Source organism: Enterobacter sp. Taxon_8 (assembly GCF_058354585.1).
Map to the genome: position 1 here is coordinate 4479678 of NZ_CM177989.1, position 12838 is coordinate 4492515.

At 55.8% G+C, this 12838-nt stretch carries 14 protein-coding genes; 4 read left to right on the plus strand and 10 right to left on the minus strand.

Features of this window, described 5'->3' with window-relative positions:
* Positions 1 to 211: 211 nt before the first annotated feature.
* Together AC4IBF_RS21325 and cpxP are read right to left on the minus strand one after the other, a co-directional pair.
* Positions 212 to 508 carry a TM2 domain-containing protein gene (locus AC4IBF_RS21325; RefSeq protein ID WP_115876978.1) on the minus strand — a complete coding sequence of 99 codons (297 nt, stop codon included), beginning with the start codon at positions 506 to 508 and terminating at the stop codon, positions 212 to 214.
* 197 nt (positions 509 to 705) lie between these two features.
* Positions 706 to 1212, minus strand: a complete 507-nt coding sequence (gene cpxP, locus AC4IBF_RS21330) for a cell-envelope stress modulator CpxP (protein WP_111963954.1) — start codon at positions 1210 to 1212, stop codon at positions 706 to 708.
* 151 nt (positions 1213 to 1363) lie between these two features.
* Between cpxP and cpxR the strand changes: the two genes are divergently transcribed.
* Both cpxR and cpxA read left to right on the plus strand, forming a co-directional pair.
* Entirely contained in the window at positions 1364 to 2062 is a 699-nt protein-coding gene (cpxR, locus tag AC4IBF_RS21335; protein ID WP_006179159.1) for an envelope stress response regulator transcription factor CpxR, read from the plus strand.
* The gene (gene cpxA, locus AC4IBF_RS21340; protein ID WP_288461870.1) at positions 2059 to 3432 is read left to right on the plus strand and encodes an envelope stress sensor histidine kinase CpxA; all 1374 of its coding nucleotides are present in this window, start codon (positions 2059 to 2061) and stop codon (positions 3430 to 3432) included. Before cpxR ends, cpxA begins: the two co-directional genes overlap by 4 nt.
* Positions 3433 to 3484: 52 nt before the next feature.
* Here the strand turns inward: cpxA and yiiM are convergent, their stop codons facing one another.
* From yiiM to AC4IBF_RS21370, 6 genes are all read right to left on the minus strand, one after another.
* Complete coding sequence (gene yiiM / locus AC4IBF_RS21345) at positions 3485 to 4159, minus strand: 6-hydroxyaminopurine reductase (protein ID WP_288461881.1); 675 nt, start codon at positions 4157 to 4159, stop codon at positions 3485 to 3487.
* A gap of 195 nt (positions 4160 to 4354) precedes the next feature.
* Positions 4355 to 4975: a superoxide dismutase [Mn] gene (gene sodA / locus AC4IBF_RS21350; protein WP_003861999.1), complete on the minus strand. Its 621-nt coding sequence runs from the start codon at positions 4973 to 4975 to the stop codon at positions 4355 to 4357.
* A 162-nt stretch (positions 4976 to 5137) separates the two neighbouring features.
* Positions 5138 to 6403 carry an MFS transporter gene (locus AC4IBF_RS21355; RefSeq protein ID WP_136196042.1) on the minus strand — a complete coding sequence of 422 codons (1266 nt, stop codon included), beginning with the start codon at positions 6401 to 6403 and terminating at the stop codon, positions 5138 to 5140.
* Between the two features lie 44 nt (positions 6404 to 6447).
* Positions 6448 to 8571 (minus strand): alpha-galactosidase, encoded by a 2124-nt coding sequence (locus AC4IBF_RS21360; protein ID WP_136196043.1) that lies wholly within the window; start codon positions 8569 to 8571, stop codon positions 6448 to 6450.
* Positions 8572 to 8675: 104 nt separating this feature from the next.
* The gene (locus AC4IBF_RS21365; RefSeq protein WP_127732649.1) at positions 8676 to 9671 is read right to left on the minus strand and encodes a LacI family DNA-binding transcriptional regulator; all 996 of its coding nucleotides are present in this window, start codon (positions 9669 to 9671) and stop codon (positions 8676 to 8678) included.
* A 17-nt stretch (positions 9672 to 9688) separates the two neighbouring features.
* Entirely contained in the window at positions 9689 to 10237 is a 549-nt protein-coding gene (locus AC4IBF_RS21370; RefSeq protein ID WP_023309744.1) for a helix-turn-helix domain-containing protein, read from the minus strand.
* Between the two features lie 102 nt (positions 10238 to 10339).
* On the opposite strand from AC4IBF_RS21370, the gene AC4IBF_RS21375 reads away from it, so the two are divergent.
* Complete coding sequence (locus AC4IBF_RS21375) at positions 10340 to 10999, plus strand: AzlC family ABC transporter permease (protein ID WP_136196044.1); 660 nt, start codon at positions 10340 to 10342, stop codon at positions 10997 to 10999.
* Positions 10999 to 11322: an AzlD domain-containing protein gene (locus AC4IBF_RS21380; protein ID WP_111963949.1), complete on the plus strand. Its 324-nt coding sequence runs from the start codon at positions 10999 to 11001 to the stop codon at positions 11320 to 11322. The genes AC4IBF_RS21375 and AC4IBF_RS21380 overlap by 1 nt, the downstream gene beginning before the upstream one ends.
* A gap of 39 nt (positions 11323 to 11361) precedes the next feature.
* Here the strand turns inward: AC4IBF_RS21380 and AC4IBF_RS21385 are convergent, their stop codons facing one another.
* Together AC4IBF_RS21385 and fdhD are read right to left on the minus strand one after the other, a co-directional pair.
* Positions 11362 to 11574: a YdgH/BhsA/McbA family protein gene (locus AC4IBF_RS21385; protein WP_023309747.1), complete on the minus strand. Its 213-nt coding sequence runs from the start codon at positions 11572 to 11574 to the stop codon at positions 11362 to 11364.
* A 114-nt stretch (positions 11575 to 11688) separates the two neighbouring features.
* Positions 11689 to 12525, minus strand: coding sequence for a formate dehydrogenase accessory sulfurtransferase FdhD (gene fdhD / locus AC4IBF_RS21390; protein WP_136196045.1), 837 nt, complete (start codon positions 12523 to 12525; stop codon positions 11689 to 11691).
* Between the last annotated feature and the right edge of the window lie 313 nt (positions 12526 to 12838).

Here is a 12838-nt window from a genome sequence, read left to right on the forward strand (position 1 = left end):
GGAGTCAAAGGATGAATAAACGGTTAACAAAAGAAATGACGAGCAAAAGACCTGTCGCAGATGAAGAGAAATAGATTATGCAGGATTACAATCATACTATTGATATAAATGGTTTTTATAACGAGATATTCGCCCGTGACGTTCATCAATAAGAAAGCCCCGTTTAAAAGGGGCTTTCCTGATTTGAAACCTGAAAATGCTAAGTCAGCACTTAACCATATTTTCTGGCAAAGTCGTCTTCAGAGGTGCACAGATAGATAATAAACTCAATGAAGGCAATGACTGACGGTATGAAGGTCCAGCAAAAGATGAGATAAAGGAATCCCTGGCCAATCTTACCTAAGTAAAATTTATGTGCACCCAGGCCTCCTAAGAAGAATGCGAGCAATGCTGCGGTAAGCTTATTTTTACTTCCTGCTGCAACCTGGCTTGCGCCACAATGCGGACAGGCCTTAGCGGTACTGTGCAACTCCTTGCCACATCCTCGGCAAAAAACCATTCCTGACATGATATCCCCTTTTGTTTCTTATCAGTAGCTTGCATATTTTACAAACAATTCAGAAAAATACTATTTTAAAAAAGAATATATCGTCGGATTGAAAATAATGAGCCCTTGATTTAGGGGGGGTAGAAGAAGGAATAAAAAAAACCCCCACATCATGTGGGGGAAGACAGGGATGGTGTCTATGGCAAGGAAAACAGGGTTTACTGGTTACTACGGGTACTGCTATTGCTACTGAAAAACGTCGTTTCTGAGCTTCGCTGCATCCGTGCAACCTCTCGCAGCTGGTCCATTCTCTGCTGATGTTTGGTGTTCAAAACCGCTTGCTGCTCGGGCGTTAGCAGATGGAACATCTGGTTGCGGACCTTCGCCATCTCTACCTGGCGGGCAACCTGTTCTTGTGCCATTTTTTCGGCCTGAGCGCGTACAGCGCTTTCGTCAAAATTTTCTGCGGTGACAAGGCGATGCATTGTCTCCATTTCGCTAACATTAACAGGGGGCTGGTCGTGTCTTGCCCTCTGCATCAGATCTCGCATCTGTTGACGCTGATGTTCGGTTAAACTTATGCCGTCAAACATATGGCTTTGGCTGCTGTTCTGCGTTGCGCCCTCTTGTAAGGGACTGTTATCGCTGATGATAGCTTCAGCAGCCTGGCTAAACGCACTGAACGCCAGCGTTGAGGCCATGACGGCAGCGGTAACTTTGCGCATCACTTGCTCCCAAAAATCTTTCGTGTCGCGATTCAACGAGAGACAGTCTACGATTCAGGCTGCAAACATGCGTCAGGGGGTGTAAAACAACGTAAAGTCATGGATTAGACAGCCTTGATGTCGTAATTTCTGCCTCGGAGGTATTTAAACAATGAATAAAATCCTGTTAGTTGATGATGACCGAGAGCTCACATCCCTTTTAAAGGAGTTGCTCGACATGGAAGGTTTCAACGTCCTGGTTGCCCATGATGGCGAGCAGGCGCTGAGTCTCCTTGACGACAGCATCGATTTACTTTTGCTCGACGTGATGATGCCGAAGAAAAACGGTATTGATACGTTGAAAGAACTTCGCCAGACACACCAGACTCCCGTAATCATGCTGACCGCACGCGGCAGCGAACTTGATCGCGTACTCGGCCTTGAGCTGGGCGCGGATGACTATTTACCAAAGCCGTTTAACGACCGTGAACTGGTTGCCCGTATTCGCGCTATCCTGCGTCGTTCCCACTGGAGCGAACAGCAGCAAAATACCGACAACAGCTCACCTACACTAGAAGTCGACTCCCTGAGCCTCAACCCGGGCCGTCAGGAAGCGAGCTTTGATGGCCAGACGCTGGAACTGACCGGCACGGAGTTCACCCTGCTATATCTGCTGGCGCAGCACCTCGGCCAGGTGGTTTCGCGTGAACATCTAAGCCAGGAGGTGCTGGGCAAACGCCTCACCCCGTTTGACCGCGCCATCGACATGCACATCTCTAACCTGCGCCGTAAGCTGCCGGAGCGTAAAGACGGTCACCCATGGTTTAAAACCCTGCGTGGTCGCGGTTATCTGATGGTTTCCGCTTCATGATAGGAAGCTTAACCGCCCGCATCTTCGCCATCTTCTGGCTGACGCTGGCACTGGTTTTAATGCTCGTACTGATGTTGCCAAAACTTGACTCACGCCAGATGACGGAGCTTCTCGACAGCGAGCAACGTCAGGGCGTGATGATCGAGCAGCACGTGGAAGCCGAGCTGGCAAACGATCCGCCAAACGATTTAATGTGGTGGCGCAGGCTGTTTCGCGCTATCGACAAGTGGGCGCCGCCCGGACAACGCCTGCTGCTGGTGACCAGCGAAGGCCGCGTGATTGGGGCCGATCGCAATGAAATGCAGATTATCCGCAACTTCATTGGCCAGGCGGATAACGCCGATCATCCCCAGAAGAAGAAATATGGGCGCGTAGAGATGGTGGGGCCTTTCTCCGTCAGGGACGGAGAGGATAATTATCAGCTCTACCTGATTCGCCCCGCGAGCAGCTCCCAGTCCGACTTCATCAACCTGCTGTTTGACCGCCCTCTCCTGCTGCTGATTGTTACTATGCTGGTCAGTTCGCCGCTGCTGTTATGGCTGGCGTGGAGCCTGGCAAAACCGGCGCGTAAGCTGAAGAATGCCGCCGATGAGGTGGCACAGGGTAACCTGCGACAACACCCTGAACTGGAAGCCGGACCGCAGGAGTTCCTTGCCGCCGGGACCAGTTTTAACCAGATGGTGAGCGCTCTCGATCGCATGATGACCGCACAGCAGCGCCTGCTGTCGGATATCTCGCACGAGCTGCGCACCCCGCTAACGCGCTTACAGCTTGGCACCGCGCTGCTGCGTCGCCGCAGCGGGGAAAGCAAAGAGCTGGAACGTATCGAAACCGAAGCTCACCGCCTGGACAGCATGATCAACGATCTGCTGGTCATGTCCCGCAATCAGCAGAAAAACGCGCTGGTTAGCGAAACGGTGAAAGCGAATCACCTCTGGCACGAGGTGCTGGACAACGCGGCATTCGAAGCAGAGCAGATGGGCAAATCCTTCACCGTCAACTTCCCACCGGGCCCGTGGCCGCTCTACGGTAACCCCAACGCGCTGGAAAGCGCGCTGGAGAATATTGTGCGTAACGCCCTGCGCTACTCGCATACGAAGATTGAGGTGGCGTTCTCGGTGGATAAAGACGGGATCACCGTCATTGTCGACGACGACGGTCCTGGCGTCAGCCCGGAAGATCGCGAGCAGATTTTCCGTCCGTTCTATCGTACCGATGAGGCGCGCGACCGGGAATCGGGCGGCACGGGACTGGGTCTGGCGATTGTTGAAACCGCCATGCAGCAGCACCGCGGCTGGGTGAGAGCCGACGACAGCCCGCTGGGTGGGCTGCGGTTAACGCTGTGGCTACCATTGTACAAGCGTTCTTAACCCCCTCACCCTAACCCTCTCCCCGAAGGGGAGAGGGCCGGGATCAAGGGCACTACTTACCCCACAATCTCCGGGAATTATCCTCGATCCTGCTGCTTAAACGTCGCTTCTGCATCGTTCTTGTCCAGCTGGTCGATAGCCCCGCAGCCGACAGCAGGCGATGATACTGCTCGTCATCAAACGGCATATGCCAGGCAATGGCGCAGGCGTCATAAACAGACACCTCACTCAGGCGTGATACCAGCTCGAGCGGCGCATCTGCTGCGACCTGCCCGGCCAGCACCACCCGGTACAGCCAGCCGGTTTTACCCGCGCTTTGCATCTGAGCCGACATGTCATGAATGCCGAAATGGTAGTTGAGCTTGAAGCACGGCGAGCGCGGCTGCGTCACCTGAATCAGGGCATCGCCCCAGCGGTAGATATCACCAATAAACACGTTCTTTTCGGTGAGCCCTTCAGTGGAGAGATTTTCACCAAACGCGGGAGCAACGAAGAGATCCGCCTGCTCCGGGAACTCTGCCTTCCAGTGCTGATAGTGCTCGCGCGGGTAGTGGCACAGCGCGCGTTCCGGCCCGCCGTGGATCTTCTTTTCGGCCTGCTCGTCGCCCGCAAGCCCGAGGTCGGTTAACGTCAGCTCACCGTCGACCTGAATTTTGGCGATGGCGCTCGGGCGGCTGCCGTCGTACTCCCTTACCTTGCCTGTAAATACATTCACCGGATAATGCATCGCTGCTCCTTTTATGCCCTAAATAATTCGAGTTGCAGGAAGGCGGCAAGAGAGTGAATCCCCAGGAGCTTACTCAGGTAAGTGACTGGGGTGAGCGAACGCAGCCAACGCACCTGCAACTTGAAGTATGACGGGTATACAGATACAAAAAAAAGCGAGTCATAAGACTCGCTTCTCACAGGCGTCAATGCAACCTTATTTTTTAGCGGCGAAACGCGCTGCTGCTTCGTCCCAGTTCACCACGTCCCAGAAGGCTTTGATGTAATCCGGGCGACGGTTCTGGAATTTCAGGTAGTAAGCGTGTTCCCAGACGTCCAGACCCAGGATTGGGAAGCCGGATGCACCAGAGATCGCTTCACCCATCAGCGGGGAATCCTGGTTAGCAGTAGAAACAACCGCCAGTTTGTCACCTTTCAGTACCAGCCACGCCCAGCCGGAGCCGAAGCGGGTTGCAGCGGCTTTCTCGAACTCCGCTTTGAAGTTGTCAACGGAACCAAAGTCGCGCTCGATAGCCGCTTTCAGGTCGCCCTGCAGGGTGGTACCGGTTTTCAGGCCCTTCCAGAACAGGCTGTGGTTTGCGTGGCCGCCCGCGTTGTTACGCAGCACGGTTTTCTTGTCCGCTGGCAGCTGGTCCAGTTTGGTGATCAGCTCTTCAACAGGCAGGTTAGCGAACTCTGGCAGGCTTTCCAGCGCGGCGTTCGCGTTGTTCACGTAGGTCTGGTGGTGTTTAGTGTGATGGATTTCCATCGTCTGCTTGTCGAAATGCGGTTCCAGTGCGTCGTAGGCATACGGCAGGGATGGCAGTGTATAACTCATAATCCTCTCCATTATTGTCGGGCGGCACAGCTGTTAATGCCGCGTAAGCAGTTGGTTCATTATAGTTAATTAAATGATATTGAAAATGATTATCAATGCCGTAGTTTTTATAAGGTTATTCGTTTTTTGACCAACGCCGGAATAGTGCGTGGGTTCAGAGCGTTAATGGACTTCCAGCGCCTTATTGCCTGCCGCAATCTCCTCCCTGCTGCTGAGCGTAAACGCCGACACCACCGTAATCGCCAGCACGAAACAGCCCAGCATCAGGTATGTCTCCTGGAAACCGATCCGGTCATACATATTTCCGGCAAACGCGGAAAGGAAGATGGCTGCCGACTGTTTGGCAAACTGGAAGCCAATCAGGTAGATAGTCGCCGAAAGACGCGTATCAAACACCCCGGTGATGTACTTGAAGGCCCCCACCAGCAGGAACGGCACCTCCAGCGCATGCAGCATCTTCAGGGCAATAACTTCTACAGCGGTGGTGGCAAACGACGAGCCGATAATGCGCGTCGCCATAATCACCCCGGCGATGAGCAGCGTGTTTTTCGCGCCGATGCGGTTAATGATCCACGGTGAACAAAACATGATGATCGCGTTGCAGATTTCCCCGGCAGTGGTCGCAAAACCAAAGGCGCGAGTGCCCTCCTGCGGCGTGGCGAAGAACGTTTTGAAGAAGGTAGCAAACTGCTGGTCAAAGACGTCATAGACGCAGGCCACGCCAATCACGTACAGAATAAACATCCACATCCTACGCTGACGGAACAGGCTAAAGACCGTTTTCGCGGTGATCTGCGGCTGGTTGGCACCCAGCGCATTCATCACCTGCGCCGTCTGGTTGGGTTTTGGCTTCGCGACCACCAGCAGCAGCATCAACAGCAGCGCCGCCGCCGAACCCATCCAGAAAACATACGACGGATCGATGCCGAACAGGATCCCGCCCGTGGAGGCGCATAGCCCCCAGCCGAGGCAGCCAAACATGCGCGCCTTACCGTACTCAAAGAAACTGTTACGGCTCACGCGTTCAATGTAGGCCTCAATGGCTCCTGAGCCCGCCGAAAAGACAAAGCCGATATAAATGCCGCCGCTCAGCGCGCCCAGCCAGATGTTGGCTTTGAGTAACGGCGCAAAGACGTAGAGGAAGAAAGGGGCAAACAGGAACAGCAGCACGGAGATGATCCACAGCAGGTGTTTTTTTAGCCCCAGTTTATCCGAGATCACCCCAAGCACCGGCTGGAAGGCAATGGCCGAGAGTGAGATGCAGGAAAAGACGATGCCGGTATGGGTTTTGTTCAGGCCGATGATATCCGACAGCCAGATCGGCAGGAACGGAAAGCAGGTGGCCATGATGAAGAAGTAGAGAAAGAAGAACAGCCCGAAAATCCAGAAGTTAGGGTTGTCTTTGTGGGTACAGGGTGTTGTGTTCATTATTTTTATCCTCAACGGAGGGCCGGCAGCCCGGCCCGTCACCTTTACACGCGTTCAACGCCAATCAGAACGGCGGTTTCCGGATCCAGAATCGGCAGCGCAATGCCCGCCTGCATCAGCCACTCGCCGCTCGCCGTTTGCGGTGTTTCCATCCATGCCGGCAGCTTGCGCATGGTATGTCCCCCCTCACCGGTGATGTGAATATCAGGGTGATCGAGCAGCGAAATACGATACTGCGCGCAGGGCTCAAGCCCCGGCATGCGCAGCGGCATCATCAACGTGTAGTCCGGCATGGCGAGCTGGCTGACGATAAACAGCCCCTGCGTTTTATCTTCGCTCACAATACCCTGTGCCAGCGTACTGGCATCCGGCATATCCACGCGCCATTGTGTGCCCTGATGAATAACCTCGCGCCACTGCCTGTACAGCGCGGCGTAACGGCGATAGCCTTCGCGCTCCTTCTCATCGACGGTGAGGGGATCAAGTTCCAGCCCCATATGGCCAAACAGCGCCGTTAGACCGCGAAATTCAATGCTGTGCTGGCGGAAGGTGGCGTGACATTTATGATGACCGATATGCGCCCCCATCACCTCCGGCGGAAAGAAATAGCTCATGCCGCGCTGGATGGTGTTGCGCTCCAGCGCATCGTTGTTGTCCGAGGCCCAGAAGCGGTGGCAGCGCGTCAGCACCTCATAGTCAATGCGCCCCCCGCCGGATGAGCAGGATTCAAATTCGATGTGCGGAAAACGTTCACCCAGCACGTCCAGCAGGCGATAAAACTGGCGGGTTTGCGCGTCAGCGGCGGCCTTCCCGTCGTGACCCGGCTGTACCAGCTCACGGTTCATGTCCCACTTCACGTAGTCGACTTCATGTTCACCCAGAAGCCAGCTCATGCGTTCCACAAGATAATCAAATGCTTCCGGAATACTCAGATTGAGCACCAGCTGGTGCCGCCCGGTATGTTGTTTGTAGCCCGGCAGCGCCAGCACCCAGTCGGGATGTGCGCGGTACAGATCGGAATCCGGGTTGATCATCTCCGGCTCAACCCAGATGCCAAACTCCATGCCGAGCCGTTTGACGTGGTCGATCACCGGCGTCAGGCCGTTCGGGTATTTTTTCTCATCCAGGTACCAGTCGCCCAGCGCGGCATGGTCGTCGTTACGACCTTTGAACCAGCCGTCGTCAATGATGAAGCGCTCCACACCCAACGTCGCCGCCTCGTCGGTCATGCGCATGATGTAGTCCGGATCGTGGTTGAAGTAGATCCCTTCCCAGGTATTGAGGTGCACCGGGCGCGGTTTGTTTTCCGGGAAGCGGATAACGTTGTTGCGCAGGTAGCGATGAAACGGCTGGCTCATGCCGTTCAGGCCATGCGTGGAATAGCTGGCATACAGGCGCGGCGTCCAGAGCGTATCGCCCTCCTCAACCGCCATTTCGCCCGGCAGGTAGAGCGCTTCGGCCTGCAGATAGCGGCGACCATCGGTTTTCGCTTCCGCGCGCAGGCGGTGGTTGCCGCTCCAGCCCAGATGCACGCCCCAGACGTCACCCTGCATTTCGCTAAACGACGGCGTACCGGCAATCAGCGCCGGGAAGTGCTCGTGGGAGGTTTTACCCCGACGGTTTTCAATCACGAAGCTGTCGTGTTCAAGCTTTACGCGGTGCGGCTGAAATTCCCTGATCCAGCGTCCGTGGAAGGCCATCACCTCCTGCGCGCGTTCGGCCACCGGCAGCGTGACGGCGAAACGGTCCACCTGCCAGGGGATCGCTTTCAGGTTCGTTAAACCGTGACGAACCACCAGCACACCGCTGGCATCCAGCGCCAGTTCACTGGTCAGACGCAGGCCCGCATGTTCATCTTCCGCCGTCACCGTCAGGGTTTGTCCTGACTGCTGTACGTCTGTGGTGGTGAACATGGGTGAACCGTCCAGCCCCTGCCGATGCCCCTCAATGCCGGGAGCACCAAACAGACCGTGCCCCAGCTCGGCCATCAGCGTGACCGGGGAGTCGACGTCAAGCCTGCCGTTAGCAACAGGGCGCGCGAGCATAGCAACATCCTGTGGCGAAAAGTGCTGAAGGTGCGGCCCCCAGTAGAGAATTTCGGCGAACGGGTACGTTTTGATCACCACGTCTACCGTGTTGCTTTCAAGTCGTAAAACGGAATCTTGCATCAGACATCTCCTGTCATCGGGATGATCTGAGTGTTGACCCGAAACGTTTCGGATACAAACCAAAACGTTTCGGTTTTGTGATCGGCTTTAGAAAATGGAGAGATTCAGGCCGTCTGGCCGGGAGAGAATTCGGGCTGCCAAAGCACCTGAAGCCGTTCAATATCGTCGCCGTTAATCAGCTGACGCACCATATCGGCAATCTGTTTCCCGACGCCCTGGCGGGTGGACTGGATCACTGCCGCCACGTCGGCATCGACGATACTGTCCTGCGGGAGCCCGTCATAAACAACCAGCGCAACGGCGCTCTCGCCGGTCAGACGGCCCAGCTCTGCCAGCGCCATCGCCGCGCCGTCACCGTGAGTGTTGCAGTCGGTAATGATGGCCGTGGGCGGCTGCGACAGCGAGAGAAGCTCTTTCGTGGTGGCATAACCCACGCGGCGCGAAGGGGGCATGGCGCGCAGCCATTCGCTGGAAAGCCCGGCTTCCCGCAACGCGTCCAGATAGCCCTGACGACGCTGGGTGATGAATGCCTGATTGTTGCTTTCGCCCAGTAGGGCAATGCGCTGATGGCCTTTTCCGATTAGCCAGCGTGTAGCATTGTACGTACCGGCATAGTTGTCGAAGTCGAACCACGCGTACGGCTGCGGTAGCTGGCTGCGACCAAGCGCCAGAAAGGGAAATCCGGCGGCCTGCAGCTGCTCAAGTCGCGGATCGCGATCCAACGTGTGGGCCACAATCAGCGCATCCACGCGGCGGCTTTGCACCATGCGCATATAGCTGTGCTTATCCGCCAGATCGTCGTCGGCGATAAGCAATAAGTCGATCTCATGTCGCGCCAGTTCGTGGCTAATTTCGCCGACCATGTCCATAAATACGCTGTTATTGAGCGGAACAGGATGGACCGGGAACACCAGCCCAACGGCATCAATTTTGCCCATCTTCAGGCGGCGGGCGAAGGTATTAGGCCGATAGCCGCGTCGCTGGGCTTCCGCTTCTACGCGAGCGCGCGTCTCGGCGGAGACGTCGTCATATCCGTTGAGGGCGCGGCTGACGGTGGTGACTGACAGCCCCAGTTCTTTGGCAATGGCTTTAAGCGACATGAGTTTCCGTATCTCTGTTAGTTTTGTTCCGCCACCAGCAGCGCGTAAGTGTCTGGCTCCAGGGCCTTGAAGATGTGCGGCTGGTCGGCGGGATAACAAATGTAATCCCCTGCGCCGAGCTCTTCCGCCGCGTCGAGCAGGCCGACCAGCGCCCGGCCCTGCGTCACAATAATATGTTCAACAGAGCCCGGCGGATGCGGCTGAGAAATACGATCTGCGCCCGGTTGGGTCATCAGAAGATAGACATCGCGGCGCGCGCCGGGAGGGCATGCCGCCAGTAAAATGGCTTCATAATTAGCCTGTCCGGCGACCACTTTCGTACCTTCACCACGGCGGATCACCTGCGTGGTCGGCAACTGCGGCTCAAGCAGACGGGCGAAAGGAATATCCAGCGCCACGCAGAGCGACCACAGCGTTTCCAGGCTAGGGTTACCGTTGCCGGACTCCAGCTGGGAAAGCGTGGATTTAGCGATCCCGGCACGGCGGGCAATTTCCGCCAGCGAAAGTCCGGTGCGCAGACGTTCCCGCACCAGACTTTTAGCGATCAGGCTGATTGGCTGCGTCATATAACGGCCTCTTGTTCTATAAAACGAACGAATCGTTCGCCTTGAAAATCAGTTTCGTTGCGTTCATTATAATGGATACACGTTCGATATGGCTAAAAATGTATGAAGCAACATCTCTCTTGTCTGAAAGGCGACACCATAAAAGCAATCATCCTGGTCTGCCTCGCGGTGGGCGTGGTGGGAATGTCCTACGGCTCGCTGGCGATGGCCTACGGTTTCCCGGTCTGGGTGCCGTTTGTGCTCTCCATCACCGTACTCGCGGGCGCGTCAGAGTTTATGTTTATCGGCATTGTAGCAAGCGGCGGTAACCCGCTGGCGGCTGCAGCCGCGGGTTTGCTGGTCAACGCGCGCCACGTGCCGTTTGGCGTGACGGTGCGAGAACTGGTCGGTAAGCGCGGTCTGAGCCTGTTGGGCTGCCACATCATGAACGACGAAAGCGTGGTGTTTGGCCTGTCGCAAAAAACCGCCGAGCAGCGTAAAGCCGCCTACTGGCTGTGCGGTTTAGGCGTCGCCATCGTCTGGCCGCTTGGCGCGCTGCTGGGTGCCATGGTCGGCAAACTGCTGCCGGACCCGGAAACCATAGGCCTGGATGCGGTATTCCCGGCGATACTGCTGGCATTAGTGGTTCCCGCATTTAAAAACCGCACCACGCTGATACGCGCCTGCAGCGGTGCCGTTCTGTCGCTGGCCGCCGTGCCGTTTGCCCCGGTAGGTCTGCCGGTACTGCTCTCTTTACTCGGTCTTGCCGCGAGGAAAAAATAATGGAAAACATGACGTTCTTTATTCTCGGCATCGCCATTTTGTCTGCGGGAACTTATCTGATGCGCCTCGGCGGGGCAAAACTGGGCAGCAGGCTGGCATTGTCAGAGCGTTCACAGGCGCTGCTGTCAGATGCGGCAACGGTATTGCTGTTTTCCGTGGCGCTGGCGACCACGTTTTATGAAGGTGACCACTTTGCCGGCATGGCGCGCGTGCTGGGCGTGGCGTTTGCAGTGTTTTTGGCCTGGCGGAAGATGCCGTTAATTGTGGTGATCGTAGCGGCGGCAGTGGTAACCGCGCTGCTGCGCGTGGCGGGCATAAACTAAAAAAGCGCCCCTGGGGCGCTCTTTCGACGGTGTGACAGCTTATTTAGTCAGTTCAGCGGTCATGTGTACGCGGTTACCTGAGAACGCCTGGGTAATTTTGTACGATGACGCGCCGGCTTCCTGAGCCTGAGCCGCGATTTTAGCTTCTGCGCCATCAATGGTAGAGGCGGTTGCGGTTACGGTCTGTGCAGCGAAAGAACCGAAAGAAGTAGCCAGAGCGATTACAGCGACAAAAGTTTTGATGCTTTTCATGATATAAACCCTTTCATTAAGTTGTTTTGGTAAGGCACCGTGCCTTGATGAGATAAATACTAGACCTCATCATGATCAACTAAAAGCGGAAGGATTTGCTATTATCATTCAAAATTACTGATCAACTATCAATCGTTGTGGATGGGTATAAATCGTCGCCCTTCCCGGCTTGCAGAAGCCCACCAGCGTCAGGTTGCAGCGCTCCGCCACCTCCACCGCCAGCGTTGTTGCGGCTGAGACCGCAAACAGAATTTCCACACCGCACATGGCGGACTTTTGCACCATCTCGTAGCTGGCCCGGCTGGAAACGAGTGCTGCCCCCTGCTTCCAGACCTCACTTTCACGTGCCCGGCGACCGAGCAGCTTGTCCAACGCCACGTGGCGGCCAACGTCCTCATGTCCCCCGGCAATATCCCCCGACGGCAACACCCATGCCGCCGCGTGCGTGCAGCCGCTCAGCTGGCCGATGGGCTGTACATCATTCAGGTGCTCAAGCGCAGGGTCGAGGTGCGCCAGATTAAAGGTCTGAGTAAACGGCAGTGGTGAAACAGGTTTGCCAATATCGTTGAGCTGCTCAACGCCGCACACGCCGCAGCCGGTACGCCCGGCCAGCGCGCGACGGCGCTCTTTCAGCCCCATAAAGCGGCGGCTGGAGAGTTCGATCTGCACTTCAAGACCGTTGCAGGCCTGCACCACGTCCATACCGTAGATCTCCTGCGGATGCTCGATGATGCCTTCCGAGAGGGAAAAACCGATGGCGAACAGCTCAAGATCTTTCGGAGACGCCATCATCACCACATGCGAGATGCCGTTGTAAACGAGCGCAACGGGTACTTCTTCCGCCAGAAAATCGGGTATGGCATCGGTTATGTGGGGCGGTCGGTGTACCGACAGTTCCACAATGCCGGCAGGCAGGGGTGACGAGTGGAGAACACGGTTTTGTTTAGACACAGCGGTATTCCTGAACAACCACGGAGGTGAGCGTGCTATTGCAGCATAAACCACAGGCTGTACGCATAGTATGGATCAACTTTTCGACATCCATTCTCCTACTCATTTAGCAGGGGTGCAACCTGCCACCGGCTACACCGCATTAACATGCCGAGCCGTTAATGTGATAAATGTCACACTTTATAATCAACATGGTGATAATACGTTCACTTTGTATTAACGCCATTAGAACAGCGGTACCGACAATGTGGTATTCTGATGATATCCCTCGTGGAATTGAGGGATTAACGCAAATTTTTCTCCTTTGCGGTCA

Bases quoted from the DNA above. Each gene is read 5' to 3' on its own strand.
- AC4IBF_RS21325 (WP_115876978.1), bottom strand. From the start codon at position 508: ATGTCAGGAATGGTTTTTTGCCGAGGATGTGGCAAGGAGTTGCACAGT.
- cpxP (WP_111963954.1), bottom strand. From the start codon at position 1,212: ATGCGCAAAGTTACCGCTGCCGTCATGGCCTCAACGCTGGCGTTCAGT.
- cpxR (WP_006179159.1), top strand. From the start codon at position 1,364: ATGAATAAAATCCTGTTAGTTGATGATGACCGAGAGCTCACATCCCTT.
- cpxA (WP_288461870.1), top strand. From the start codon at position 2,059: ATGATAGGAAGCTTAACCGCCCGCATCTTCGCCATCTTCTGGCTGACG.
- yiiM (WP_288461881.1), bottom strand. From the start codon at position 4,159: ATGCATTATCCGGTGAATGTATTTACAGGCAAGGTAAGGGAGTACGAC.
- sodA (WP_003861999.1), bottom strand. From the start codon at position 4,975: ATGAGTTATACACTGCCATCCCTGCCGTATGCCTACGACGCACTGGAA.
- AC4IBF_RS21355 (WP_136196042.1), bottom strand. From the start codon at position 6,403: ATGAACACAACACCCTGTACCCACAAAGACAACCCTAACTTCTGGATT.
- AC4IBF_RS21360 (WP_136196043.1), bottom strand. From the start codon at position 8,571: ATGCAAGATTCCGTTTTACGACTTGAAAGCAACACGGTAGACGTGGTG.
- AC4IBF_RS21365 (WP_127732649.1), bottom strand. From the start codon at position 9,671: ATGTCGCTTAAAGCCATTGCCAAAGAACTGGGGCTGTCAGTCACCACC.
- AC4IBF_RS21370 (WP_023309744.1), bottom strand. From the start codon at position 10,237: ATGACGCAGCCAATCAGCCTGATCGCTAAAAGTCTGGTGCGGGAACGT.
- AC4IBF_RS21375 (WP_136196044.1), top strand. From the start codon at position 10,340: ATGAAGCAACATCTCTCTTGTCTGAAAGGCGACACCATAAAAGCAATC.
- AC4IBF_RS21380 (WP_111963949.1), top strand. From the start codon at position 10,999: ATGGAAAACATGACGTTCTTTATTCTCGGCATCGCCATTTTGTCTGCG.
- AC4IBF_RS21385 (WP_023309747.1), bottom strand. From the start codon at position 11,574: ATGAAAAGCATCAAAACTTTTGTCGCTGTAATCGCTCTGGCTACTTCT.